This is a genomic window from Acinetobacter sp. YH12040 (genome assembly GCF_013420005.1).
GTDB classification, from domain to species: Bacteria; Pseudomonadota; Gammaproteobacteria; order Pseudomonadales; family Moraxellaceae; genus Acinetobacter; species Acinetobacter amyesii.
On sequence record NZ_VOZB01000006.1, the window covers coordinates 35874 to 60456 of the forward strand.

The window sequence follows — 24583 nt, forward strand, 5'->3', positions numbered from 1 at the left end:
CTATACTCCATGCTATTTTTATCAGTCTTGCATGAAGCATATCGAAATTTCGAAATTGGTTGATTTATAAATTGTTTATAAATGCGACAGTGTTAAGTTTTGTCACCTTCACCCAAAATTGCATTGAGTTCTTCAAACAAGTCGAGATGATCATCATCTAATAATGGATCATTATTTAAAATTTCTAATTCAGCAGGGCTAATTTCAATGGTTGAAATAGCTTGGGCTTCTTGTTGTTTTAATTTGCGTAACTTAATCAATTGTTCAATATTGATATTTTGGTTTTCAATAGAGAAGGGGATCGATTTGGTTAAAACAACTTGTTTAAAGAATAGACGTACAGCCTGTGCAGGTGTAATGCCTAATTGTTTAAACACGGCAAAGGCTTGTTTCTTTTCCTGTGAATCGAGACGGATTTGGTAGACTTCAGTTTTTCTCATATTCTTAGAAAGCTTTTAAATACTTAACTTTTCGCATTTATTCTAATCAAAACTGTTATAAATTCAAGAAAGTTTGGCAGTATTTTATCAATTTAATGTAATGACAATAGATTTACAGTGTCAATTCATAGGCAGAACTGAATTGAAAAGCCTGCTCTGTCACAGGATCGATAAACTCAAGCTGTTTCGCAAGTAGTTGTAAAGGTTGGCTGAAATCGTCATCTGCCTTATGTTGTACTACTGGATAAAAGGGATCATTTTGAATTGGAATGCCCAAAGCATTTAAATGCACACGAAGTTGGTGTTGCTTGCCGGTATGGGGCTTTAATTCATACTTTGCATGTTTTCCATGCTGCTGGAGGAGCTTAATGTATGTTTCACTATTTGGCTCACCATCTACCAGTTGCATGGTATAAAAAGGCTGACCTTTTTCCATACGATAGCGAGTTGTGATTGGGAAATTTAAGTCATCTCGATAAGCTGCAATGGCATGATAGGTTTTTTGAACTTGCCGCTTGGCAAACATCTGTTGATATAGCCCACGGCTTTCGAGACATTTGGAGAAGAGAACTACGCCGGCAGTTTCACGATCTAAACGATGAATCGGTGTTAGGTGTTCAAGCTGCGTTTGTTTTTTGAGTCGAACCAACAAGGTTTCTTGTACATACTGACCGGTCGGACTCATGGTGAGAAAATGCGGTTTATCGACCACGATGAAATGATCATTTTCAAATAAAATCTGATGCTCAAAGGGAACATGGATTTCATGCGCTAAGAATCGATAATAATAAACATGACGATTTGCTTCAAAAGGACTGTCTATCGTTAAAGCGTCACCATCTGCAGCATAGACTAGACCATCCTTAAATCGTTGTTGCCACTCTGCTGCTTGGATATGAGGAAATTGCTCACACAAATATGCATAGACCGTTGTGGCTTGTGTGTGTTGACCGTCAAGGAAGACTTTACTGGCACTAACACCATTGATCATTGGGGGAGTAAATTCAAAACTGTGCATGAAGAAAGATCTAAAAACTGAGCAAATAAAGCAGAGAACACATCATGAAAAATGCTCAATCTATAGTGTGAACATATCCATTTTAGCCAGTGCGATGCTATCATATTTAATTCTTATGTACATGTTGTGAGTAATATGCAGTATTCATTCAGTCTGGAACTTAATAGTGAAGTCGATACCCAAAACTTAGCTACCGTACTGGCGACGCATTTTACGACGGGTGTAGCGTATTTAATTGGTGACTTGGGTGCAGGAAAGACCACGTTAACACGTTATTTTTTACAACACTTGGGTCATCAAGGTGCGGTAAAAAGTCCAACCTATACATTGGTTGAACCTTACAATATTCAAGGACAAGATATTTTTCATTTTGATTTATATCGTCTGAATGACCCTTATGAGCTTGAACTTATGGGTATCCGTGATTATTTAGAAACGCCGAACGCCCTATTTTTATTTGAATGGCCATCTAAAGGGGGCGACGAAATCCCTGAAGCTGATTTAATTATTAATATTGAAAAGTCTGCGGATGAAAGCACCCGTACAGCAACTTTAAGCTCTTCTTCAGAAACTTTGCAAAACGCTTTGGAGCAAAAATTTAACCATGCTGAATGAAATCAGTGCCCGCCGCATTCGAACGCTTGATCCTGCCTTAGCCAACCAAATTGCCGCAGGGGAAGTGATTGAACGTCCTGCTTCTGTGGTCAAAGAATTACTGGAAAATGCCATTGATGCAGGGGCGACTGAGCTGATTGTTCGTATTGAACAAGGCGGCAGTACACTGATTGAAATAATAGACAATGGTCGGGGTATTCACCCTGAAGATCTACCTTTGGCGGTCATGCGCCATGCCACCAGTAAAATCCAAACTGCTGAAGATTTGCATGCCATTGTAAGTCTAGGTTTTCGTGGGGAAGCCTTGGCTTCGATTGCTGCGGTGTCTCGTTTGACATTGACCAGTAGCCAAAATGATGACGGTGTAGGCTATCAGGTCGAAGTAAATGGCACCGCATTTGATTCGCAAGAAATTCAGCCTGTGGCAGCGACGCAAGGCACCACCATCCGTGTGCAAGATTTATTTTTTAATGTGCCTGCACGGCGTAAGTTCCTCAAAAAACCGGGGACTGAGTTTGGACATATCGAAGAAATTGTCCGTCGTTTGGCACTGACCCATTTTGATATACGTTTTGTCCTTGAGCATAACAATAGTATTAAGCTGAACTTGCCTATTGCAGACAGTGGCGCGCTGCGTTTTCAGCGGGTACAACAATTATTAGGCCGTCAATTTACTGAAAATGCGTACTGGATAGATGCTGATAGCGTCAATATGCGTCTCAGTGGTTGGTTAGGCCATCCTTCAGATGCACGTGCGCAAGCCGATATGCAATACGTCTATGTGAATGGACGTATCGTAAAAGACAAGACAGTTTCACATGCACTTCGGATGGCTTATGACGGTATTTTGCATGGACATCAACATGCCGCTTATTTGTTGTTTATGGAAGTTGATCCTGAAAATATCGATGTGAATGTGCATCCGACCAAGCATGAAATTCGGTTTCTAAATCAACGTGAAGTACATGAGTTTGTTCGTCATTTTGCCAAATCGACATTAGCGCAATTTCAAACCGCGACCGCCGAATTGTCATCTGCAATGAAACTTGATGGGCAGGCACACGAAAATATTATTCCGCAGCCGCGTCATCAGGAACAATTTTCATTACATCAACCTCAGCCAGTTGCAGAGCAAGGCACAAATTTTGTCAGTCCAGAGATCGCAGGCGGGCTTACTGATTTTAGTTCGCCAACTGCTGTGCAATATGCGTCAAATCATGCGTCAACAGGGCAAGAAGGGTATACACAGCAAAATTCAAATGTATCGATCAATAGCGCAGGATATCAGTCAAATATAGCGGGTTCCAGACAGCTCAATAATGCATTGCAAAGTTATTTAGCGCCTTTACGTCAAACTGAGTCTACAAATGATCCTGATACCGCTTTAGCTGAACATATTCAGCAGAAAGTTGATGAGCATCCTTTGGGGATTGCCATTGCGCAATTGCATGGTATTTATATTTTGGCCCAAAACACCGAAGGTTTAATCATTGTTGATATGCATGCGGCACATGAACGCATTGTTTTGCAACAGATGAAAACAGCTTGGGATAAACCTGAGTTTTGGACATCACAGCAGTTGCTGATTCCTAAAGTCGTCAGTATCAGTCGGATGCAAGCGATGCGCGTCGATGAGCTCAAAGAACAATTGGCACGCCTAGGTTTAGAAATAGACCAATATGGCGATGAGCAAGTTATTGTCCGAGGTGTTCCTGCCATTTTGCATAAAGCAGACTTTGATGCGCTGATTCCAGATTTATTAAATGATTTAGACCCAAGTGATCAGGTTGCAGGGTTACTACAAAAGCGTGATCAAATATTGGCAGGCATGGCCTGTCATGGCGCTGTACGCGCACACCGTATTTTAAGTCTATCTGAAATGAATGCATTACTGCGTCAGATGGAACAAACTGAATTTGCCAGCCAATGTAACCATGGGCGTCCGACGTGGCGTGCGTTTCCATTGGCACAGCTAGATAAACTTTTTGCTCGGGGAGAGTAGTTTTACATGTCAAATCAATTGCCGGTCATCAACTTAATGGGACCAACTGCAAGCGGTAAAACCGCCTTGGCATGTGAGTTATACGAGCAAGGTGGATTCGAATTAATTTCAGTCGATTCTGCTTTGGTTTTTCAGGATATGGATATTGGTACGGCCAAGCCGAGTAAAGCTGAGTTGGAGAAATATCCACATCATTTGATTGATATTATCAGTCCGCTAGAAGTGTATTCGGCAGCGAACTTTGTGGAAGATGCGTGTGTACTGATTGATGATATGCATGTACGAGGTAAAACACCGATTTTAGTCGGTGGTACAATGTTGTATTACAAGGCTTTATTGGAAGGGTTGTCTTCAAACTTACCAAGTGCAGACTATGCTGTACGTGCTGAAATTGAAGCCAAAGCTGAGTCGCAAGGTTGGGATGCTGTATATGCAGAACTGTGCAATGTAGACTCATTGGCAGGTGAAAAATTTAAACCGAGTGATAAGCAACGAATTATCCGTGCGCTCGAAGTTTTTAAATTAACAGGTAAACCCATTACGCAGTTACAAGCTGAGCAACCTAAAAACGTACCATACCGTTACAATTTTCATAATTACGCATTATTGCCAGACCGATTAGAATTACATGAGCGTATAGCTCAACGTCTAAAAACAATGTGGGAAATTGGATTTTTGAATGAAGTGAAAGCTCTCATTGAAAAATACGATTTAGATGAAAATTTACCCTCTATGCGTTCAGTTGGATATCGTCAAGCTTTAGATTTTTTGAAAAATAGTGATCAAAGTAGCGAAAAACAGCGTGAAATGGAGGATAAGGCGCTTTTTGCAACACGACAACTTGCAAAACGTCAATATACTTGGTTAAGATCTTTGCAAGAAACGCATAAATTTACTACATATTTAACTGCGCAGCAGGCTCAAGAAGACTTGCGAAAGTGCTACGGATAAAGCAAAATTTACAGACTACCTTTTTGATAATTTTTAATTGAAAAGTAAAGGTAGCTTTTGCGCTGATTTTTATTATTTTTTGGAGTTATAACATGTCTAAAGGTCAAACTTTACAAGATCCGTTCTTAAATTCTCTCCGTAAAGAACGTATTCCTGTGTCGATCTTCCTTGTCAACGGTATTAAATTACAAGGTCATATTGAATCTTTCGACCAATACGTTGTTTTATTAAAAAATACTGTAAGCCAAATGGTTTACAAACATGCTATTTCAACTGTTGTTCCAGCACGTAACCCACGTCCTGCTGGTGCTCCTGCTGGTGCTCAAGGCGCTGCCGGCTTCGGTGGTCAACAAGGCGGCTTCGGCGGTCAACAAGGTGGCTTTGGTGGTCAAGGTGGCTTTGGTGGTCAAGGTGGCTTTGGTGGTCAAGGTGGCTTCGGTGGTCAGGGTGGTTTTGGCTCTCAAGGTGGCTTCGGTGGTCAAGGTGGTTTTGGCTCTCAAGGTGGCTTTGGTGGTCAAGGTGGCTTCGGCGGTCAAAATGCTGGTTTTGATGGCGAAACTAAATTTGAAGATGCTCAAGACGACGAAAACAACAATCGTTAATTGAGTTAAAAAAACCTCCCAAATGGGAGGTTTTTTTTTGCCTATAAAAGAGTAGATTATTTTCATAACGGGTATGTAATAATTACTAAAGTGCTGAATGATGATAAGAATCGACATAAAAAAACCAGCCGAAGCTGGTTTTTTGTTTATTCACTTATTTCTTTTTACGATCTAGAGTAGGATCTTTAATTTCAATATAGGCATTGTTGCGAATTTCACGTAACCAGCTGTCCAGTTCAGTGTCAAATTGACGCTCACCTAAAATCTGACGGGCCATACGTTCTTGTACTTCATGTGTCATATCTTGTTGACGTGTATCGGTCACTTGAAGGATGTGCCAACCAAACTGTGACTGAAAAGGCTTGCTGATTTCACCTTTCGCTGTTGATTTCATCATTGCTTCAAATTCTGGAACCATCACACCTGGGCTAACCCAACCTAAACTACCACCATTGGCAGCAGAACCAGTGTCATTCGAGAACGTTGAAGCCAAGACCGCAAAATCTTCACCCTTTTGCAGGCGATTATACAAGTTGTCGATCATTTGCTTGGCATTTTCAGGACTCACCACTTCAGACGGTTGAATCAGGATATGGCGAGTTTGGTATTGAGGAACAATGGCTTTTTGTTCTCCACTTTTACGGTCGACCAATTTTAAAACATGAACGCCATCACGTACTGAAATTAGTTCAGTGGTTTGACCAACTTGCAAAGGTGCTACACGTGCAGCAAGTTCATCTGGAATATCAGATAAGTTGCGGAAGCCCATATCGGCACCGTCAACTTTAATATCTTTGGTACTGTATTTGCTAGTAATCGCTTTTACATCGTTGCTTGCTGCAAGTTCTTTACGAATGTCTTCGGCGATTTTAACGGCATTATCACTGCTAGCTACACGTACATGTAAGACATGAACTTGATTACCTAACGCAGCTTGACCTTGTGGTGAGCTTAAGAAGTTTTTCACATCTTGGTCACTGATTTGAATGCGAGAAGTGACCAACTGTTGGCGTAGACGTTGTAAAGCGATGTCTTCAGCGATGCGTGCACGTAAACCTGCATAGGTATTTGGCGCAACAGCATCTAATTTTTGCTGAAACGCTTCTAAGCTTGGGGAGCCTGCGTCTTTTGCAACTTTAAGTACGGCTTCATTGAGCGATTTTTCATCCGCTTTGACATTGTATCGTTTAACCTGTTCAAGCTGTGCTTGGCGCGAAATCAGCTGTTCTAAAGCTTGTTGCTGCAAATATTCAGTCGGTGGGACGGTTTGTTTTTTTGCTTGAAATTGATGAGTGATCTCGGCAATGCTTTGATCAAGATCACTACGTAGAATCACGCTATTGTCAACGACAGCTACAATTTCATCTTTAGGTTGCGCAGCAGCAAATACAGATACAGAAGTCGATAGGCAAAGTGCCAAGGCTGACGCTTTAAAAATTTGTTTTAACTGTTTTGTCTTCATTAACGTTCTGTCCAAGATTGATTAATATTGTTAAAACCCAACACTCTGTTTTCAAGCAAAGAGGTTAATTTATTGTTGAAGCCACCTAAACCTTTTAGGGTGAACTCCGCCATAATGGCACGTTTTGGTTTAACATCCGAAGATGTTACATCATCTAAATCGTTATAGTACGAACGACCATAAACTGAAACACCCCAGCAGCATGACTCGTAGTTCACACCAAGTAAATATTCACGCGCAATACTGTTGTCGAGGTCATATTGTGCATGACCGATAATACGCCAGTTATTGTGTATAGGTTGAATAAACGATGCTACTGCTTGGTCATAGCTGTCTTGGCGGTTCGGAATGTATTTACGATAGAAATAACCGACATTGTATAAATTGCCTTTATTTCCTGTGTAATACATTTGAATATCGCGCTGAGCATTATCACCATTCGCCATCCATGCAGAATTGGCATTCACACTGATGCTGTCAGATAGCTGGCTAGAAATGCTCACGACAGGGCCGGTATGGCGTTCGGTATCAAATTTATCAGAGACGTTGTTTAGCGTGACGCGGCGGTCTTCAAAATAGAAACTTTGACCAACGCTAGCTTTTAAACGCTCAAGACCAACATCATCAAATAAACTATAGCTCAAGCCTAGAGATGCGAAGTTATTGTCTTCTAAACGGTCATTACCATAGAACCGACGCGGGCTAAACAATTGGTCATAATTAATTGACGCTGTGGTTGAGTCAAAGTTCGGGTTAGTGTCTTGGTTTTTGTATGGAGAATACGCATAAAAGAAACGTGGCGTTAAGGTTTGTAGATAACGACCTTCGCGCTCCATCACAAGACCCGCATCTAAAGTGAATTGCGGTACAATGACCGATTTACTTTCACTACTAGAGTGATTGTTATTTGTATTTGCACGATCAACGGTATCTTGGTCGTAAATCGTGTTGACGTTGCGAATAGACACTTCTGGTATTACAAAAGACCATGGGTTACGATAGTTATAACGCACACTAAAGTCGTTATAAATACGTGCACCACTTGGCTCATACATTGTCGCATCACTATTGTTTTGCGGAATATTATCGCCACGCAGATTCTTTTTAAAATACGCTGTATCGTTATTGAATTCGTACTGTAAGCCGAGCGGATTACCAGTCTTGTAGTTCAGTAGGAATTGCGGCAAGCGCGCATATGGACGGTCTTCATCACTGACAGTTTTATCCAGTGTTTGGAAGTCTTCCACTTTAAGCTGTGCTTTTAGGCCAGGGATACCATTTTTATAATTGAGTTCCCATGCACGGCGTAAGTTCAGGTCAGTTTTTGAGTTTGGATTATTATTGAGATCTGAGAAATAGTCTTTATCAGATGCATAATTGTATTCTAAATTTGTCGTGAATTGATCGTTAATTTTCCAGTTATGTAGGAAATGTAAGTCTTTACGATCCTGATCATCATACTTTTGGTCGGATGGTAAATAACCACCCCACACCATCCCTGAACCAAAGTTTTTGGTCAAATAACGGAATTCACCTTCCATCATTGCGCCACGGTCTGCAATATAACGTGGTGTTACTGTAGCGTCATAGTTTGGCGCAAGGTTTAAATAAACTGGAACTGCAAGCTCAATACCACCATCATTGGTAAAACCAAAGCTTGGGGTCAAAATACCTGTGGTACGACGGTCATCAATCGGGAAGTTGAAATAGGGCACAGCCATCACAGGTACGTTTTTTACATATAATGTTGTACCTTTGGTTTCACCGCGGCCAGTTTCTTGATTCAGCTTAATTTTGTCTGCTTGAATTTTCCACGTTGGTTTTTCATCAGGTGGACAAGTGGTATAAACAGCGTTTTCTAATTCGAGTGTTTCGGTTGAAGTACGTGAAATTTTTTCAGCACGACCATGCGCATGCTGCTGTTCAGCAATAAAGAAGCTGTTATTTAAATCACCTTGTTGGGTTTTTAAATTGTAATCTATTGAATCGCTTTGAGAAATCAGCCCTGACTGTGCCATTTGCACGCGGCCAGAAGCATTGGCGTAGGTTTGGGTTTTATCAATTTTGATTTGATCGGCACGAATTTGACGACCTTCTTGGTCAATCAGAACATTACCTTCAAGAATGGAGTCGCCATTCGGGTCAAAATGACCATAGTCTGCGGTAATGGTAGAGGTTGCATCTTCAGGTGCGACTGCTTTCGTTGTTGGAGCAACTGGGGTAATCCAAGTGCCTGTACAAAACGCTGAACTTAATTGATTGGTGTTGCGAATCTGTGCTTCAGGTGCAGATTTATCGACATAATATTGTTCGAAGAACTGCTGACCCGGATAAGCTTCTGAAATGTTTTGTTTGAGTTGTTCTGTATCGTCATCCGTGGACGGGTTTGAAACAGGTGCTGCATAGCTTGGTAACGAGCTACCACATAGAAGGGTTAAGATCGCAGTCGCTAAAGGATTAAATTTAAACTGATGCTTCATTTGTCTCATTAACCAGGTATGCTTAATCGCAATTAATTATTGTCGCATCATAGAGAAAAAGTTGATAAGTAGCTACACTTAGCACTTTAAAAACTCAGCCTGTATTAGAATTTATCGCAAATGAATACACAACGTGAACAATTGATACAAACATGGATTTCATCTGTACTCGGTTCAGATCAATTTGAAATTAACTTCTTAGCAGGCGATGCAAGCTTTCGTCGTTATGCACGAATCAAATTGAATAATAAAACATTTATGCTCATGGATGCACCACCAGAAAAAGAAGATTGTGGTCCTTTTGTGTCGATTGATGAATTTTTTGATGCACATGGCGTGCGTGTACCACATATCGTGGCCAAAGACCTCGATCAAGGCTTCTTATTGTTAGAAGATTTTGGTGATGTTTTATTGTCGACGTTGTTGAATGATCAAACCGTAGACGCACATTATGCTCAAAGTTTTAAACAGTTGATTCAATTGCAGTCAATTGATGGAACTGCTCATTTTCCTGCATATGCCTATGAAAAGCTGATTTCTGAAATGGAGCTGTTAACCGATTGGTTATTGCCATCTCTACAAGTGCAGCCTACTGAAGAAGAATCGGCACTGATTAAACGTACCTTTGCTATCTTAGCCAATGCTGCATTGGCTCAGCCTCAAGTGATTGTGCATCGTGATTTTCATAGCCGTAATTTGATGGTACTTGATGGTGAGCAAGATCAGGGCGTGATTGATTTCCAAGATGCTGTGATTGGTGCAGATACTTATGATTTGATCTCAATCACACGTGATGCCTATGTGCAGTGGAATGCAGATCGTGTTTATGCATGGTTTAAGACGTTCTATGATTTGCTACCTGCATCGGCTAAAGAAGGTCGTAACTTTGAGCAATTCAAACAAGACGCTGACCTGATGGCGATTCAACGTCATATCAAAATTTTAGGCATTTTTGTGCGCTTATTTGAGCGTGATGGTAAGTCAGGTTATCTCAAAGATTTGCCGCGTGTGATGTGGTATTTACTTGAAGAAAGTAAACCATATGCAGAATTACAACCTTTTATGCAATTTATTCGCGCTAAAGTATTGCCGAAATTTGAAGCCAAATACGGCACTTATGAGGTTGTTGCATAATGAAAGCCATGATTTTAGCTGCGGGTCTCGGAAATCGGATGCGCCCTTTAACATTGTATAAGCCAAAGCCTTTGCTTGAAGTGGGTGGAAAACCACTGATTGTTTGGCATATAGAAAAGCTAAAAAAAATTGGCGTAACTGAAATCATCATCAATTCTGCATGGCTTGCAGATATCCTGATTGGTACTTTGGGTGATGGTTCGCAGTTTGGTGTGAATATTCGCTGGACACGTGAAGCGGAAGGTCTGGAAACAGCCGGTGGCATTATTAATGCTTTACCTTTGCTTGGGACAGAACCGTTTATTTTGGTGAATGGTGACGTCTGGACGACCTACGATTTTTCGGCCTTGCTCAATGTTGAGCTAAAAGATGACTTGGCACACTTGGTCTATGTGACTAACCCAGCGCAACATCCAAAGGGTGATTTTATCTTGGATGCTGGGCGTAGTTATACCTTTGAGCAAGAACATGTAGGCGAGGCACTCACCTATAGCGGAATCGCAGTTATACATCCAAACATGTTTAATGGATTGGAAGCTGGCAAGCGTCCGCTCGCACCTTTATTGAAACAAGCTATGTTGGATGGAAAAATTTCTGCAGAGAAAATGCAAACTGCGTGGGTTGATGTTGGCACACCTGAGCGTTTAAGTGATCTAGATCTACAGATTCGCCAAGGCATGTACGATTAAGTGCATATTCGCTAAGCGTTAGCTACTGTTCCACGGCTTAGAAATCGGTATACTTCAGTTAATTTTTATTGAGATGTCTTCTTTATGCATCCTTTTTTTCAAGACTTAAAGCAAGGTAGTCAAAAGCTTGGCTTAGATTTGAGTGAAGAAGCATTAAATCTATTGCTGAAATACCAAGATGCCCTAGTGCTGTGGAACAAAGCGTATAACTTGACTGCTATTCGTGATCCTAAAGAAATGTTGGTTAAGCATTTATTGGATAGCTTAAGTATCCTAAATGATTTGCCTGCAGGTCGTTTATTGGATATCGGTACGGGTGGTGGCATGCCGGGCATGATCATTGCACTGTGTCAGCCTGAACGTGAATGTGTGCTTTTAGATGCCAACGGTAAAAAAATTCGATTCTTAAAACAATTTATTGCTGACTTAAAACTAAAAAATGTCATTGCGGTACAAACACGTGTCGAAAATGAAGACAGCATTAATGAACTGGGGCAGTTTGATGTGATTACCAGTCGTGCTTTTGCATCGTTAACGGATTTTGTGGATGCGTCTAAACCGTATATGCATGCGCAAAGTATTATCGCGTCGATGAAAGGCTTAATTCCTGAAGAAGAAGTTGAAACACTGAAAAGTGATTTCAAGATTGATATCGTTGCATTAAAAGTTCCACGACTTGATGAGCAGCGTCATTTAATTTTTCTTAAACGTATTTAAAATTTTCAAAGGACTGGGGTTACCATGGCTCAAATTATTGCGATTGCAAACCAAAAGGGTGGCGTAGGTAAAACCACAACGGCTGTGAACTTGGCTGCATCTCTAGCCATATTAAAAAAACGAGTTTTACTTGTGGACATGGATTCACAAGGCAATGCCACGATGGGTTCGGGCATTCAAAAAAATGATTTGTTGTATTCAGTCACGGATGTCTTACTTGGTGAAGTGCCGATTGAAACCGCTATTTATAAAGCGGAAGTGGGCTATAAAGTTTTAGGTGCAAACCGTGACTTAGCCGGCGTTGAACTGGCGATTGCGGATCAAGACGGTCGTGAGTTTATTTTACGTGAAGCGTTGGCAAGCGTTGAAAAAGACTTTGACTATATTATTGTCGATTGTGCGCCAAGTTTAAGTTTGATCACTGTCAATGCCCTTGCAGCGGTACGTGCTGTGCTGATTCCAATGCAGTGTGAATATTATGCCTTGGAAGGTTTGGCTGACTTAACCCAAACCATTGACCGTATTCAGCAAGCTTTAAACCCAGATCTAGAGATCGTGGGTGTGCTTCGTACCATGTACGATGCGCGTAATGCCTTAACACGTGATGTGTCTGCTGAGCTTGAACAATACTTCGGTCAGAAACTTTATGACACGGTCATTCCGCGTAATATTCGTTTGGCTGAAGCGCCTGCGCACGGTTTGCCAGTGATTTATTTTGAAAAAAGCTCGAAGGGTGCAGTTGCTTATTTGAACTTGGCAGCTGAGATGTTAAAAAAAACCAAAGTAAAAAAAGGAACTAAAGCATGACCGTAAAAAAACGCGGACTGGCTAAAGGTCGTGGTCTGGATGCCTTACTCGGCTCAATCCAAAAAGAAAAACTACAGCTCGAAGCAAAAGCTTTAGATCATGGACAGTTAAAACAAATTGATGTGCATTTATTGAAACGTGGTGAGTATCAACCGCGTCGTTTCATTAAAGAACAAGATTTACAAGAACTTGCTGCATCGATTGAAAAGCATGGTGTCATGCAGCCAATCGTGATTCGTCCTGTCGAAGATGAAAAGCATCCCTACGAAATTATTGCAGGTGAGCGTCGTTGGCGTGCGGCTCAGCTTGCAGGTTTAACCGAAGTTCCAGCCATTGTTCGTGACTTGAGTGACCAAGTGGCAATTGCCTTGGCATTGATTGAAAACATTCAACGTCAAGATTTGAACCCAATCGATCAAGCCATGGCTTTACAACGCTTCCATGACGAATTTGGTTTAAGTCATCAAGAGATTGCCGATACAGTCGGTAAAGCACGTACCACGATTAGTAACTTGCTACGCCTCTTGTCTTTAGCGGATCAAGTCAAAGACTTTATGCAGCAAGGTTTGCTCGATATGGGGCATGCACGTGCGATCTTGACGTTAAAAGCCAAAGATCAGCTTAAAGTTGCTGAAATGGTGATTGAAAAAAGTATGTCTGTACGTCAAACCGAACAATTTGTTCGTGATTTGAATGCACCAAAACAACAAAAAGCTAAACCAATTGTTTCATCAGACATTCAACAACTGACACAACGTCTCTCTGATCGTTTCAGTGCAGACGTGAAAATTGATCATAATAAACAAGGGAAAGGCAAGCTGGTGATTAGCTACCATACTCTTGAAGAGCTAGATGGCATTTTAAATATTTGTCTAGCTGAATAATTTTTAAATTCGATTTATTGGGGAAAATCAAATGTGGGAATTAGTCAAAGCGGGCGGGTGGTTAATGATCCCGCTCGTCATTTGTTCGATCTTTACGGTAGCCATTACCATTGAGCGTTTTATTCGTTTAAAGAAATCAATGGTGTTACCAAAAGACTTGATGATGAATGTAAACACATCGGTGAAAGATGTGGTGCAGCAGCTAAAGCAAAGTCCAACTTTACAACAAAGTACATTGGGTCGTGTATTGGGCGCAGGTTACGCTAGTAAAGATCAAAACGAGCAATATGCACGTGCGCAAATGGAAGTCACAGCGTCACAAGAAATTGGTTATTTAGAAAAAAATATCAACTTTTTGGGCACTTTAAGCGCTGTTGCACCTTTACTAGGTTTGTTGGGTACGGTGATCGGTATTATTGAAGCATTCTTAATGATTGATATAGGCACCAATAGTGATCCAGTGTTGATGATGCCGGGTATTTCTAAAGCCTTGATTACCACTGCTGCCGGTATGTTAATTGCGGTACCTGCATTATTTGCACATCGCTATTTCCAACGTTTGGTTCAGGAATATGTGGCTGAGTTAGAACAGCAGTCGACGTTATTTCATGCCGCTTTGTTTTATAAAAAAACACCTGAAGTAGAAAGTCAGGACATTCAGAAAGCCAGCTGAGTGGAGACTGCGCATGAAATTTAAACGTCGTCAGGTTGAAGATATTCATATCAACCTCACACCGATGATTGACTGTTTGATGTTCATTTTGGTGTTCTTGTTGCTCTCGACTACCTTTAACCAGATGAGTCGAATGAACCTGACTTTGCCAGATGCACAGGGTGTTCCACCTAAAAACTATGATCAAAAGATTGAAGTTGTGGTGGATTCAACAGGACATTATTCTGTCAATGGTCAGTCATTGGCGAGTAAAGAAGTCTCTGATTTGAATACTGCAATTAAACAGACAGCCTATGATCGTCGTGATTTAATGTTTGTGATTGCCGCAGATGCAAAAGCAACACATCAAGATGTGATTCGGGTGATGGATGTTGCAGGTCAACTTGGATTTGTGAATATCAACATCAGTACCAAAGTTCCAACTCGAGGTTATTAGTGAAGCACGATTTTAAGGTCTATTTACGCCTATTAAGTTATTTAAAACCTTTTTGGGGAATCGGCCTGCTGGTTTTGCTTGGTTTCGGTATTAATGCTGCGACAGAAGTTTCTGTCGCAAAATTATTGGAACGCATTATTGAAGCCATTCAAAACAAAGATCAAAGCTTTACAACCTTATTTCCACTCTTGGTGGTTTTATTGATGTTCTTCCGTGGACTCGGTTTGTTCATGGGGGGATATTTTACCGCAGTGATTTCTCGAAACTTAATTTTTAATATTCGTCAGCAAGTGTTCGCAAAACTCATGCGTTTGCCTTCGCAATATTATTTAGATAATTCGAGCGGTCATATCACTGCAAAAATTATGTATAACGTTGAACAGTTGACGGCGGCATCGTCTGAGTCACTGAAAACGATTGTACAACAGGGTCTGATTACCATCGCATTATTGGGTTATTTGCTCTATACCAATTGGCGTTTAACTCTGTGTATTTTGATTTTTGGTCCAATTATTGGGCTGATTATCCGTAAAGCGTCGAAACGCATGCGTAAATTATCCATGCAAGTACAAAGTACCATGGGTGATGTTAACCATGTGGTGCAAGAGACAGTGCAAGGCAACCTAGTGGTGAAGGGCTTTGCTGGGCAAGATTATGAACAAAAACGTTTTTATGAAAGCTCAATGGAGAACTTACGCCGCGGCTTAAAAATGGTTGTGGTGCAGCAACTCAATAGCCCAATTGTTCAGCTGATTATGTCGATCGCGCTCAGTATCGTGATGTATATCGCGCTACGCCCTGAGATTTTACAAGATACAACAGCGGGTGAGTTTGTAGCGTATATCACTGCCGCAGGTATGCTGAGTAAGCCAATTAAAACCTTGACGGATGTCAACGAAAAACTACAACGAGGCATGGCAGCAGCTTATTCAGTTTTTGAATTGCTTGATATGCCTGAAGAAGTGAATAACGGCACGCTGAAGCCTGCTTTGAAAGGTGATGTCGAATTTAAAAATGTCAATTTGATCTATGCTGATGGTTACCATGCGATTCATGACTTCAATTTAAAAGTTAATGCAGGGCAAACCGTTGCATTGGTTGGGCGTTCAGGTGCAGGTAAAACTTCATTGGTCAATCTGTTGGTGCGTTACCAAGAGGTGTCTTCTGGGCAATTGTTGCTTGATCAGCATGATATTCACGATATAGAACTCAATAGCTTGCGTACTCAGATTTCGATGGTCAATCAGCAAGTGGTTTTGTTTAACCGTACTGTGCGTGAAAATATTGCTTATGGACAGCTCGAGCATGCAACAGATGAGCAAGTCATTGCTGCTGCCAAAGCTGCATTTGCACATGATTTTATTATGGATTTACCGCAAGGTTATGACACACCATTGGGTGCCCAAGGTTTAAATCTATCTGGTGGTCAACGTCAACGGATTGCGATTGCACGTGCCATTTTGAAAAATGCACCGATCTTAATTTTAGATGAAGCGACCAGTGCGCTAGATAACGAATCTGAATTTTTCATTCAGCAAGCATTTGACGCTGCGATGCAAGATCGTACCACGATCGTGATTGCGCATCGTTTATCGACCATTGAAAATGCAGACTGTATTGTAGTGATGGATAAAGGGCGTATTATTGAACAAGGTTCGCATACAGAATTGATGGCACAACGTGGTGCATATTACCAACTTCATCAGCGTAATTTTGAGGAAAATTAAGACATGTCTTTTGCACAATTGATTCAGGATGCTTGGAGTGAACAGGCAAAGTGGCTCGTTGTGTTTAGACCTTTGTCATGGCTTTATCGTGGCGGCTTTTTACTCAATAAAAAACTCTATCAATCAGGTATTAAGCAAAGTTATAAAGCGCCTATTCCAGTCATGGTCATTGGAAACATCACAGTGGGTGGAAGTGGTAAAACCCCATTGCTCATTCATTTGGTCAGTTATTTAAATAGCTTAAACCTGCGTGTTGGTGTGATCAGTCGTGGCTATGGTGGTCAAGGACCATTTCCGGCCTATGTAGATTTAGATTCGACGGCTGAAATGGTAGGTGATGAACCGAGCTTAATTGTTCAGTCTACAGGTGTACCGATGGCAGTCGGTCCAAACCGCCAGCAAAGTATTGAGTTGCTGCTCTCTAAGCATGAATTGGATTTGATTATCTGCGATGATGGTTTACAGCATTGGGCGCTTCAACGTCAGTTGGAATGGATCGTACTGGATAATAATCGTGGTTTAGGCAATGAAAAATTATTACCCGAAGGTTATTTGCGTGAACCGAAAAAGCGCCTTGATACTGGGACGGTCATTGAACATTCAGCAGATCCAAGTTCCCCACTGAATATGCACCTAGAAGCGGCGCAGCCTTATTTGCTTAATAAAGATCTTGTGACGACATTTGATGTAACCAAGGATTTTTATGCTGTGGTGGGTATCGGATTTCCGCAACGCTTTTATAAAACCTTAGAAAATATGGGGATTCATCAATTTCAATGTCATGAATTCCCAGATCATTATGAATATGAACTGAGTGATTTGCAGTTTGAAGATGCCAATCCCATCATTACCACTGAAAAAGATGCAGTGAAAATTTTAGCGATCCTCAAAAATAATCCAGATTTTAAAAGAGAAATATGGGTTGTTCCTGTAGATGCAGTGTTGTCACCTGCGTGTTATGAAACTTTGCATGCGCAGTTGAAACAACTGGGTCTGAAACTTCCCGAAGGCATTTAATTTATGAAACATATTGTTATTCCTGCACGTTTTTCAAGTTCACGTTTACCGGGTAAGCCATTGCTTGAAATTCACGGCCGTCCGATGATTTTACGTGTGGTTGATCAAGCCAAAAAAGTTGCAGGATTCGATGACCTTTGTGTCGCTACAGATGATGAGCGTATTGCAGCAGTATGCCGTGCGGAAGGGGTTGATGTGGTATTGACCTCTACAGAGCATCCATCTGGGACAGATCGTTTAAGTGAAGTTGCACGTATCAAAGGTTGGGCAAGTGATGACATTATTGTCAATGTGCAGGGCGATGAACCTTTGCTTCCCGCTCAATTGGTAAAACAAGTTGCACAATTACTCGTTGATCAGCCGACATGTTCAATGTCGACACTCTGCGAGCCGATTCATAGTCTAGAAGAATTTCAACGTGACAGCATTGTCAAAGTGGTGATGTCAAAGCACAATCAAGCGCTGTATTTCAGTCGTGCGACTATTCCGTATGACCGTGATGGTGCAAAGCAAGCAGAACAAACCTTGCATGATCAGGCTTATCGTCATTTAGGCCTATATGCATACCGCGTAAAACTCCTACAAGAATATGTCACTTGGGATATGGGTGTACTCGAAAAATTAGAAAGCCTTGAACAATTACGCGTTTTGGAAAATGGTCATCGTATTGCCATTGCTGTGGCAGAAGCGAACCTACCACCGGGCGTAGATACTCAAGCTGACCTTGATCGTTTGAATCAAATGGATGTTTCAAACTTCGAATAAGGTTAAACGATTTATGCAAAATGACATTGTGGCGCAAGTGTACCCTTGGCAGCAAAATACATGGAATACATTAACCAGCCGTTTTCCACAACTGGGACATGGCGTGCTTTTGTATGGCAAAAAAGGCTGCGGTAAAGAGGCATTTGCAAAACAATTTCTTGCATGGGTGCTGTGTCAAAAACGTGATGAGCGAACTGAGCCATGTGGTGAGTGTGGGAGTTGCCAGTGGTTAAAGTCAGATACGCATCCAAATTTTGTCCACATCAGTACAGATGAAGACAATAAAAAGCAAAATGCCAAAATTAAAATCGAAAAAATTCGTGATTTATTGCCCTTTGTACAGCAAACCGTAGACGGTTGGCGAGTTGTGTTGATTGAGCCTGCTGAAGCATTAAACATTGCGTCATCAAATGCATTGCTCAAAACATTGGAAGAGCCGGGCGAACGTATTGTGATTATGTTGTTGGCAGAGCACTATTTGAAATTGCCGGCAACCATTCGCAGCCGCATGCAGCACTATGCCTTGGATCGTATTGAACCCGAACAATCACAGCAATATTTACAGCAGCATTTGCCCGATAGTGATGAAACTCAGCGCAAAGTTCTCATGAACTTAGCCAGTCAAATGCCATTACAAGCAATTTCATTGGCAAATAGCGAATGGCTAAATATGCGCCAAGAGTTTCTACAAGATTGGCAAAAACTTGTGACACAAAAAAACATGCCGATGGCAATTGCGACCAAGTGGAATAAAGCACTGAGTTTTAGTGATTTTAGTCAAATGTTTGAATACTTGTTGTCCGATATAATTTGTGTCAAGCTAAATCAATCCATAAAAAATATAGATTTGGATTTTGGAGTGTTGGCAGAGCAATATTCGCTCGAAATACTCTTTGGGATTTATACAGAATTACAGCAGTCTAAGCAGTTCATCGAGCAGAACGTACAGGGGAATCTGGTCGTAGATGAGCTTTGCATCAAACTGATGAATGTTTAATTAAGGGGAAAAATCATGCAACCACGTATGGGCGGGATTGTTCACGCTAATATTCCAGATGTGGAAACACTTTTTGCGAGCTACATGCCTTATGTCGTTGGTGGCGGTTTATTTGTACCATCAAAGCAAGCTGTGAAAATGGGTGATGAAGTTTTCTTATTGGCTACGCTGCCTGAACAAAGTATAAAAATTCCTTTGACAGGGAAAGTGATTTGGATTTCGCAAAAGCAAAATGGCATTAAACCACAAGGCTTTGGAATTCAATTAAGCGGCGAAAAAGGCGTTTATTTCAAAACAGAAGCAGAACGTTTACTTGCAGGGCTTAAATCTGAGGGGCGTAGAAGTTACACTATGTAGTTACAACAGTGAAGACTTGTAGGTACATATTGTGTTTGTAGATACCCATTGCCATTTAACCATGCTCGACTTAAGCCCTTATGAGGGTAATTTAGATCTGGCATTGGATCAGGCTCGTCAAGCCGGGGTCTCAAAATTTATGAGTATCTCGGTTGATCTAGATGACCATATTGAACTTTCAAAAATTGCTGCACGTCATGCCGATGTAGGTTATTCCGTTGGGGTACACCCATGTGAAGATCCTGCAACGATGGCTCGGGCAACAGAAGAATATCTCATTGAATTAGCACAACCTGAAAAGGTTTGGGCGATTGGTGAAACAGGGCTGGACTATTTTCATAGTACAGACTTTATTGCAGAGCAAAAAGAATGCTTTGCCCGCCATATTCACGCATCACAAGCTGTAAAAAAACCAGTGGTTGTTCATACCCGTTCTGCAAAGCATGATACGGTTGATATTATCCGTGCAGAGAAATCCACTCACGGGATTTTGCATTGTTTTACTGAAGATTGGGAAACAGCAAAAGCGGTCTTAGATTGTGGTTATTACGTGTCATTTTCAGGCATTGTTTCTTTTAAAAATGCGCAAGATTTACGTGATGTGGCTAAGCAAATACCACTGGATCGCGTGCTGATTGAAACAGATAGCCCATACCTTGCACCGATGCCCTATAGAGGAAAGTCTAATGAACCAAAATACGTTCCTTATGTAGCCAAAGCCTTAAGTGATGTATATGATAAGTCAATTGAAGAGATGGCTTTCATTACAATGCAAAACTTTGAAAATCTCCTCAATCTTAAGTAAATAATTTGAATTGATATAAGAGTAAGAGAGTATAGGGTGAAGATGGATCGTCAAGCTCAGTTTAGAGCAAGAGAGGCATTAATTTTCCAAGTGGCAGAGCAGCTGCTATTGGAAAATGGCGAAGCAGGGATGACACTAGATGCGCTAGCGGCAGAACTCGACTTGGCAAAAGGGACGTTATATAAACATTTTCAAAGTAAAGATGAACTATATATGTTGCTCATTATTCGTAATGAACGCATGTTATTGGAAATGATTAAAGACACCGATAAAGCTTTTCCTGAACACCTTGCTTTCTTTATGTTGCATCACTTACATCACCCAGAACGTACAGTGTTGTTTCATCAAATTGAAGAGCGTTTATCGACAACGGGTGTGGGTATTCAACACTTGTTTAGTGAACTTTATCAAGTGCGCAAACAGCGTCTAAGATTGATTATCCGTATGACTGAGCGTTATTTGGAGTCGATTCAAAGTAGTATGCCAGTACGTGATTATCTTGCTTCAATTTGGTCACTTACACATGGTGCTGCAGCAATTTTGAACTCTAGTTTTTATCAGCGTTATTTGGGTTCAAGAGACACCTTGCGGGTTGCTTATATTGATCAAGCCTTGGCCTTACCAAAACAAGTGCATGCGGTTGCTCAATTCGCTTAAAGGCTGCTTATGAAAAGTGCATCACCATCATCGGTTCGTGGCTTCACCCTCGTAGAATTGATGGTGGTGATTGTGATTATGGGCATCATGGCCTCATTGGTGCTTTTGAATATCGGTGGGACAGATCAACGCAAAGCCATGCAGGCACGTGAAGTGTTTGTGATGGATCTAAAACGAATTTTACGCGATGCAAATGATCAAGCTTTGATATTGGCCCTACAGCAAAAAGCTGGAACGGATATCAACACCCAAAGCTATGCGGTACAAGAATATTTACCAGAACAAAAACGTGTAGAAAATAGTATTTTAAATCAGAACAATAAATGGCAAAACTATAAAAACTTTGAAACCCGAGTATTACCTGAAAATGTCTCTTTTACGATTCAGCCTTTAGACCAGCAGTATGAAAATGCCAATAATGATGATTTGTTAAATACCAATGCACCTAAGTTGATTTGGTTGGGCAATGGTGAGGTAAAGCCTGTGCGTATACAGTTTTATTTTGGAGAACGTGCCATTGGTAATGAAATCGAAATTGATCATTTAGGGAAAGTTAATGCGGGCTAAAGGGTTTACGCTACTTGAAGTCATGGTGGCATTGGCGATTTTTGCGACGGCGGCAATGGCTTTGTCTAATGTTGCGATGCAATATACACAGTCGACAGCACACGCAATTTTAAGAAATAAAGCACAATTCGTTGCGCTGAATGAAATCGCTAAGATGGAAATCAATCGTGAATGGATGACAGGTACTGCATCAAAACAAGTCACTGAACAAGGCGAACAATGGCAAATTGACAAAAAAGCCCAAGCCACCATTAGTCCAAATGTACAACGGATTGATATCCAAGTGAGTTTGATGAATGCTGAAACAGGCGATGTGGAAGCAGGGATTAGCAGTTTGGTGTTCTTTAACTATAAGGCTCCATTGGATGAAAATAATAACTAGAAAAAAACGTACATCTCAAGATATGCCTGTGCTTGTGCAGCAAGGAATGAAGAATCAAGCAGGATTTACCTTAGTTGAGCTTTTGGTTGCGATTGCCATTTTTGCAGTGCTGTCTGCTTTGGGCTGGAAGGTGTTTGATTATGTCTCGAAAGTGAAAGAGCGAAACGCAACCCATGAGGCAAGGCTGAGTCAGTTGCAAGATGCCCATCAGCAAATACTCAGAGACACGGTACAAGCTGTGCCTTTAACTGCCAATATTAATGGAGATATTCAACCAGCGTTGGTGTTGCAAAATGGCCGATTTAATTTCAGTAAGACAGGTGTCACTGATCCATTAAATCAGGGCATTGCACCTGATGAGCGAGTGGAATATCAATACAAAGCTGATGAAAAAAAATTGTATCGGCTAAAGTTTAAAAATCTAAACCAAACGGGGCATGATCAGCCAGATTCGAGTGTTTTACTGGATAATGTTGAACAATATAAAATCACGGTACTCAATCCAAATGAGTTAGAGAATTGGCCAGATGCTGCCGCTGATTTGAATAATGAAAAAACCATACAACTGTTACCGCGGGGTATCAGGATGCAGCTCACAGTTGATGGGACAAACTACGAATGGTTATTCAGTTTGTTAAATACTGATTTTTTATTGGATAAAAATAAGAATGGTTAACGGTCAGGTAGTAGAGGCATTTGAAGTTCGGAGTTGCTTATGAAACAGCAACGTGGCATCGCTTTGTTAACTATCCTGATGATGGTAGCTTTGGCAACCATAGTTGCTGCAGGCATCGCAAAACAACAAGCCAATACTTCTGAAAACACCGCCTACGTGATGCGCCAAAATCAATCGATGTTATATGCGAAAAGTGCCGAAGCATTTTTTGCTGAACTTTTGGTAAATGATGCCGAAAATGCAGGGCAGGTGGATCACCTCCAAGAAAATTGGGCTCAGCCTATGCCAGCCTTTCCAGTGGAAGGTGGAACTGTTGCAGGTGTGCTGCAAGACGAATCTGGAAAATTTAACCTTAATAGTTTGGTTTCAGAAGAGGGTGTGGTAAATGACAAAGCAAAATTATGGTTTGAAAAAATATTGCAGCGTGTTGGTTTACCCGCAGAATTAAGTCAAGCCGTGATTGATTGGCAAGATGAAGATGATGAGACCTCTGGCCCGATGGGGGCAGAGCTGGCGTACTATCGTGGTTTAAATAATGCGGCACTACCACCTAATGCAAAATTTCATAGTGTGGAAGAACTGAAATCAGTCCGTGGTTTTGAAGGTGCTCAATATAAACTGATTGCGCCCTATGTGAGTAGCTTGCCCTCGCATGAAACAACGGTAAACATTAATACCGCTCCTGCATTTTTGTTAGCGACTATGGATGATCGTTTAGATGTCAATGCAGTTGAGCAAGCTTTGCAACAAAAAGCTGCCAAATTTGAACATTTCGAAAATATCAATGATTTATGGGCAATGGAGCCATTTGCACAGGTGAGCACAGAAAATAGGGAAGTTTTAAATTCACAATTGGGTGTGCAGTCGAACTATTTTAAAGCGCAAATTGAAATTATTTTAAATGAAAGAAAGCGTCAATTTACCAGTGAGTTAGTGCGAAAAGATAAAGATGTATATGTGGCTTTTCGCAGTATGGCACCATTTTAGGTCTTAAAGGTCGCTAAATTTTCATGATGCCTTTTCCCAATTGTGCTGAATAGCAAAATTAATGCCTCTTGTTAGACTTTTGCATTATAATCTCTAAGAACCCATAGATTATTTGATTGCATTACGACACATGTTAATTCGTAAGTTATTTAAGTTTGAAAACGCGCATATCGTGCGTAATTGCACGTCAGACCGTTGCAAACGTTCCATTCATGGACACAGTTATAAAGTCGAACTATTACTCAAAGCGTCGAAACTTGACCATGGGCAAATGGTTTACGATTTCGGTTTGCTCAAAGGGGTAATTAAAGACTTATTTGACAGTTTTGATCACGCGATTTGTTTTTGGCAACACGATGATGCTGAGTACATTCGTGCCTGCAAACAGTTCAGTGCACGTTGGGTCGAACTACCCGTATCGCCCTCAGCGGAACAATTTTCACGAATCTTCTTTTACTTAGCACAACAAGTTCTAAAATCAACAGAAACTCAAAATGGTGAGGGTGATGTTGAGGTGTATTCTGTGATTGTGCATGAGACAGACACAGGCTATGCGCAAAGCTTCTTAGAAGATATCGACAACGCACAAATGGGGTTGTTGCAGTTAGATCAAATCGTCTTCTCCGAACAGGTTCAGTCGGAATGGAACGATACTCAAATGTATGAAAAATTAAAACAGGGTCAAAAATTTTTAAACCCTGCAGTTGATTTACAAGTTAGAATTTAAGTAAATATT

General features: G+C 41.0%; 27 protein-coding genes. 23 read left to right on the forward strand and 4 right to left on the reverse strand.

The genetic code is table 11. The features are described 5' to 3' along the window. Positions 1–92: 92 nt before the first annotated feature. Both FTT99_RS08285 and FTT99_RS08290 read right to left on the reverse strand, forming a co-directional pair. The gene (locus tag FTT99_RS08285) at positions 93–440 is read right to left on the reverse strand and encodes a type II toxin-antitoxin system RelB/DinJ family antitoxin (RefSeq protein ID WP_078193683.1); all 348 of its coding nucleotides are present in this window, start codon (positions 438–440) and stop codon (positions 93–95) included. A 112-nt stretch (positions 441–552) separates the two neighbouring features. Beyond that, positions 553–1458, reverse strand: coding sequence for a pseudouridine synthase (locus FTT99_RS08290; RefSeq protein WP_180129546.1), 906 nt, complete (start codon positions 1456–1458; stop codon positions 553–555). Positions 1459–1593: 135 nt separating this feature from the next. Between FTT99_RS08290 and tsaE the strand changes: the two genes are divergently transcribed. From tsaE to hfq, 4 genes are all read left to right on the forward strand, one after another. Then, positions 1594–2073, forward strand: coding sequence for a tRNA (adenosine(37)-N6)-threonylcarbamoyltransferase complex ATPase subunit type 1 TsaE (gene tsaE / locus FTT99_RS08295; RefSeq protein WP_111885072.1), 480 nt, complete (start codon positions 1594–1596; stop codon positions 2071–2073). Beyond that, positions 2063–4075 carry a DNA mismatch repair endonuclease MutL gene (gene mutL / locus FTT99_RS08300; protein ID WP_180129545.1) on the forward strand — a complete coding sequence of 671 codons (2013 nt, stop codon included), beginning with the start codon at positions 2063–2065 and terminating at the stop codon, positions 4073–4075. Before tsaE ends, mutL begins: the two co-directional genes overlap by 11 nt. Positions 4076–4081: 6 nt before the next feature. After that, positions 4082–5026, forward strand: a complete 945-nt coding sequence (miaA, locus tag FTT99_RS08305) for a tRNA (adenosine(37)-N6)-dimethylallyltransferase MiaA (protein ID WP_180129544.1) — start codon at positions 4082–4084, stop codon at positions 5024–5026. Between the two features lie 92 nt (positions 5027–5118). After that, a complete protein-coding gene (hfq, locus tag FTT99_RS08310) occupies positions 5119–5628 on the forward strand; it encodes an RNA chaperone Hfq (RefSeq protein ID WP_180129543.1) in 510 nt (169 codons plus the stop codon). Between the two features lie 154 nt (positions 5629–5782). Here hfq and FTT99_RS08315 read toward each other — a convergent pair whose 3' ends face one another. Further along, entirely contained in the window at positions 5783–7090 is a 1308-nt protein-coding gene (locus tag FTT99_RS08315) for a peptidylprolyl isomerase (protein WP_180129542.1), read from the reverse strand. After that, positions 7090–9570, reverse strand: a complete 2481-nt coding sequence (locus tag FTT99_RS08320) for an LPS-assembly protein LptD (RefSeq protein ID WP_180129541.1) — start codon at positions 9568–9570, stop codon at positions 7090–7092. Before FTT99_RS08320 ends, FTT99_RS08315 begins: the two co-directional genes overlap by 1 nt. A 120-nt stretch (positions 9571–9690) precedes the next feature. Between FTT99_RS08320 and FTT99_RS08325 the strand changes: the two genes are divergently transcribed. The 19 genes from FTT99_RS08325 to FTT99_RS08415 all read left to right on the forward strand — a co-directional run bounded on the left by FTT99_RS08325 (position 9691) and on the right by FTT99_RS08415 (position 24574). After that, entirely contained in the window at positions 9691–10704 is a 1014-nt protein-coding gene (locus FTT99_RS08325) for an aminoglycoside phosphotransferase family protein (RefSeq protein ID WP_180106670.1), read from the forward strand. After that, positions 10704–11393: an N-acetylmuramate alpha-1-phosphate uridylyltransferase MurU gene (murU, locus tag FTT99_RS08330; RefSeq protein ID WP_180161394.1), complete on the forward strand. Its 690-nt coding sequence runs from the start codon at positions 10704–10706 to the stop codon at positions 11391–11393. Before FTT99_RS08325 ends, murU begins: the two co-directional genes overlap by 1 nt. Positions 11394–11477: 84 nt before the next feature. After that, positions 11478–12110: a 16S rRNA (guanine(527)-N(7))-methyltransferase RsmG gene (gene rsmG, locus FTT99_RS08335; protein ID WP_180003083.1), complete on the forward strand. Its 633-nt coding sequence runs from the start codon at positions 11478–11480 to the stop codon at positions 12108–12110. A 24-nt stretch (positions 12111–12134) separates the two neighbouring features. Next, positions 12135–12917, forward strand: a complete 783-nt coding sequence (locus FTT99_RS08340; RefSeq protein WP_078188958.1) for a ParA family protein — start codon at positions 12135–12137, stop codon at positions 12915–12917. Next, the gene (locus FTT99_RS08345) at positions 12914–13801 is read left to right on the forward strand and encodes a ParB/RepB/Spo0J family partition protein (RefSeq protein ID WP_111885065.1); all 888 of its coding nucleotides are present in this window, start codon (positions 12914–12916) and stop codon (positions 13799–13801) included. Before FTT99_RS08340 ends, FTT99_RS08345 begins: the two co-directional genes overlap by 4 nt. Before the next feature lie 31 nt (positions 13802–13832). Beyond that, the gene (locus tag FTT99_RS08350; RefSeq protein WP_078188956.1) at positions 13833–14474 is read left to right on the forward strand and encodes a MotA/TolQ/ExbB proton channel family protein; all 642 of its coding nucleotides are present in this window, start codon (positions 13833–13835) and stop codon (positions 14472–14474) included. Positions 14475–14487: 13 nt separating this feature from the next. Then, entirely contained in the window at positions 14488–14910 is a 423-nt protein-coding gene (locus FTT99_RS08355) for a biopolymer transporter ExbD (protein ID WP_180129540.1), read from the forward strand. Continuing rightward, the gene (gene msbA, locus FTT99_RS08360) at positions 14910–16637 is read left to right on the forward strand and encodes a lipid A export permease/ATP-binding protein MsbA (RefSeq protein WP_180129539.1); all 1728 of its coding nucleotides are present in this window, start codon (positions 14910–14912) and stop codon (positions 16635–16637) included. Before FTT99_RS08355 ends, msbA begins: the two co-directional genes overlap by 1 nt. Before the next feature lie 3 nt (positions 16638–16640). Next, positions 16641–17654, forward strand: a complete 1014-nt coding sequence (gene lpxK / locus FTT99_RS08365) for a tetraacyldisaccharide 4'-kinase (protein ID WP_180161396.1) — start codon at positions 16641–16643, stop codon at positions 17652–17654. Positions 17655–17657: 3 nt separating this feature from the next. Then, positions 17658–18419 (forward strand): 3-deoxy-manno-octulosonate cytidylyltransferase, encoded by a 762-nt coding sequence (kdsB, locus tag FTT99_RS08370; protein ID WP_180129537.1) that lies wholly within the window; start codon positions 17658–17660, stop codon positions 18417–18419. A 13-nt stretch (positions 18420–18432) separates the two neighbouring features. Next, complete coding sequence (locus FTT99_RS08375; protein ID WP_180129536.1) at positions 18433–19416, forward strand: DNA polymerase III subunit delta'; 984 nt, start codon at positions 18433–18435, stop codon at positions 19414–19416. A 15-nt stretch (positions 19417–19431) separates the two neighbouring features. After that, positions 19432–19773, forward strand: coding sequence for a PilZ domain-containing protein (locus tag FTT99_RS08380; protein WP_111885061.1), 342 nt, complete (start codon positions 19432–19434; stop codon positions 19771–19773). Between the two features lie 31 nt (positions 19774–19804). Then, complete coding sequence (locus tag FTT99_RS08385; protein WP_180129535.1) at positions 19805–20578, forward strand: TatD family hydrolase; 774 nt, start codon at positions 19805–19807, stop codon at positions 20576–20578. A gap of 42 nt (positions 20579–20620) precedes the next feature. Further along, complete coding sequence (locus FTT99_RS08390; RefSeq protein ID WP_168378896.1) at positions 20621–21235, forward strand: TetR/AcrR family transcriptional regulator; 615 nt, start codon at positions 20621–20623, stop codon at positions 21233–21235. Positions 21236–21244: 9 nt separating this feature from the next. After that, positions 21245–21802, forward strand: coding sequence for a type II secretion system protein (locus tag FTT99_RS08395; RefSeq protein ID WP_180129533.1), 558 nt, complete (start codon positions 21245–21247; stop codon positions 21800–21802). Beyond that, positions 21792–22184: a type II secretion system minor pseudopilin GspI gene (gene gspI, locus FTT99_RS08400; RefSeq protein WP_078188947.1), complete on the forward strand. Its 393-nt coding sequence runs from the start codon at positions 21792–21794 to the stop codon at positions 22182–22184. Before FTT99_RS08395 ends, gspI begins: the two co-directional genes overlap by 11 nt. 46 nt (positions 22185–22230) lie before the next feature. Then, entirely contained in the window at positions 22231–22860 is a 630-nt protein-coding gene (gene gspJ, locus FTT99_RS08405) for a type II secretion system minor pseudopilin GspJ (RefSeq protein ID WP_111885090.1), read from the forward strand. A 39-nt stretch (positions 22861–22899) separates the two neighbouring features. Then, complete coding sequence (gspK, locus tag FTT99_RS08410; RefSeq protein ID WP_078193662.1) at positions 22900–23847, forward strand: type II secretion system minor pseudopilin GspK; 948 nt, start codon at positions 22900–22902, stop codon at positions 23845–23847. A gap of 130 nt (positions 23848–23977) precedes the next feature. Continuing rightward, positions 23978–24574 carry a 6-carboxytetrahydropterin synthase gene (locus tag FTT99_RS08415; RefSeq protein ID WP_078193661.1) on the forward strand — a complete coding sequence of 199 codons (597 nt, stop codon included), beginning with the start codon at positions 23978–23980 and terminating at the stop codon, positions 24572–24574. Positions 24575–24583 lie beyond the last annotated feature (9 nt).

What these genes read in the sequence shown, in the direction of transcription:
- FTT99_RS08285 (WP_078193683.1), bottom strand. Translation starts at nt 440, where the DNA reads ATGAGAAAAACTGAAGTCTACCAAATCCGTCTCGATTCACAGGAAAAG.
- FTT99_RS08290 (WP_180129546.1), bottom strand. Translation starts at nt 1,458, where the DNA reads ATGCACAGTTTTGAATTTACTCCCCCAATGATCAATGGTGTTAGTGCC.
- tsaE (WP_111885072.1), top strand. Translation starts at nt 1,594, where the DNA reads ATGCAGTATTCATTCAGTCTGGAACTTAATAGTGAAGTCGATACCCAA.
- mutL (WP_180129545.1), top strand. Translation starts at nt 2,063, where the DNA reads ATGCTGAATGAAATCAGTGCCCGCCGCATTCGAACGCTTGATCCTGCC.
- miaA (WP_180129544.1), top strand. Translation starts at nt 4,082, where the DNA reads ATGTCAAATCAATTGCCGGTCATCAACTTAATGGGACCAACTGCAAGC.
- hfq (WP_180129543.1), top strand. Translation starts at nt 5,119, where the DNA reads ATGTCTAAAGGTCAAACTTTACAAGATCCGTTCTTAAATTCTCTCCGT.
- FTT99_RS08315 (WP_180129542.1), bottom strand. Translation starts at nt 7,090, where the DNA reads ATGAAGACAAAACAGTTAAAACAAATTTTTAAAGCGTCAGCCTTGGCA.
- FTT99_RS08320 (WP_180129541.1), bottom strand. Translation starts at nt 9,570, where the DNA reads ATGAAGCATCAGTTTAAATTTAATCCTTTAGCGACTGCGATCTTAACC.
- FTT99_RS08325 (WP_180106670.1), top strand. Translation starts at nt 9,691, where the DNA reads ATGAATACACAACGTGAACAATTGATACAAACATGGATTTCATCTGTA.
- murU (WP_180161394.1), top strand. Translation starts at nt 10,704, where the DNA reads ATGAAAGCCATGATTTTAGCTGCGGGTCTCGGAAATCGGATGCGCCCT.
- rsmG (WP_180003083.1), top strand. Translation starts at nt 11,478, where the DNA reads ATGCATCCTTTTTTTCAAGACTTAAAGCAAGGTAGTCAAAAGCTTGGC.
- FTT99_RS08340 (WP_078188958.1), top strand. Translation starts at nt 12,135, where the DNA reads ATGGCTCAAATTATTGCGATTGCAAACCAAAAGGGTGGCGTAGGTAAA.
- FTT99_RS08345 (WP_111885065.1), top strand. Translation starts at nt 12,914, where the DNA reads ATGACCGTAAAAAAACGCGGACTGGCTAAAGGTCGTGGTCTGGATGCC.
- FTT99_RS08350 (WP_078188956.1), top strand. Translation starts at nt 13,833, where the DNA reads ATGTGGGAATTAGTCAAAGCGGGCGGGTGGTTAATGATCCCGCTCGTC.
- FTT99_RS08355 (WP_180129540.1), top strand. Translation starts at nt 14,488, where the DNA reads ATGAAATTTAAACGTCGTCAGGTTGAAGATATTCATATCAACCTCACA.
- lpxK (WP_180161396.1), top strand. Translation starts at nt 16,641, where the DNA reads ATGTCTTTTGCACAATTGATTCAGGATGCTTGGAGTGAACAGGCAAAG.
- kdsB (WP_180129537.1), top strand. Translation starts at nt 17,658, where the DNA reads ATGAAACATATTGTTATTCCTGCACGTTTTTCAAGTTCACGTTTACCG.
- FTT99_RS08375 (WP_180129536.1), top strand. Translation starts at nt 18,433, where the DNA reads ATGCAAAATGACATTGTGGCGCAAGTGTACCCTTGGCAGCAAAATACA.
- FTT99_RS08380 (WP_111885061.1), top strand. Translation starts at nt 19,432, where the DNA reads ATGCAACCACGTATGGGCGGGATTGTTCACGCTAATATTCCAGATGTG.
- FTT99_RS08390 (WP_168378896.1), top strand. Translation starts at nt 20,621, where the DNA reads ATGGATCGTCAAGCTCAGTTTAGAGCAAGAGAGGCATTAATTTTCCAA.
- FTT99_RS08395 (WP_180129533.1), top strand. Translation starts at nt 21,245, where the DNA reads ATGAAAAGTGCATCACCATCATCGGTTCGTGGCTTCACCCTCGTAGAA.
- gspI (WP_078188947.1), top strand. Translation starts at nt 21,792, where the DNA reads ATGCGGGCTAAAGGGTTTACGCTACTTGAAGTCATGGTGGCATTGGCG.
- gspJ (WP_111885090.1), top strand. Translation starts at nt 22,231, where the DNA reads ATGAAGAATCAAGCAGGATTTACCTTAGTTGAGCTTTTGGTTGCGATT.
- gspK (WP_078193662.1), top strand. Translation starts at nt 22,900, where the DNA reads ATGAAACAGCAACGTGGCATCGCTTTGTTAACTATCCTGATGATGGTA.
- FTT99_RS08415 (WP_078193661.1), top strand. Translation starts at nt 23,978, where the DNA reads ATGTTAATTCGTAAGTTATTTAAGTTTGAAAACGCGCATATCGTGCGT.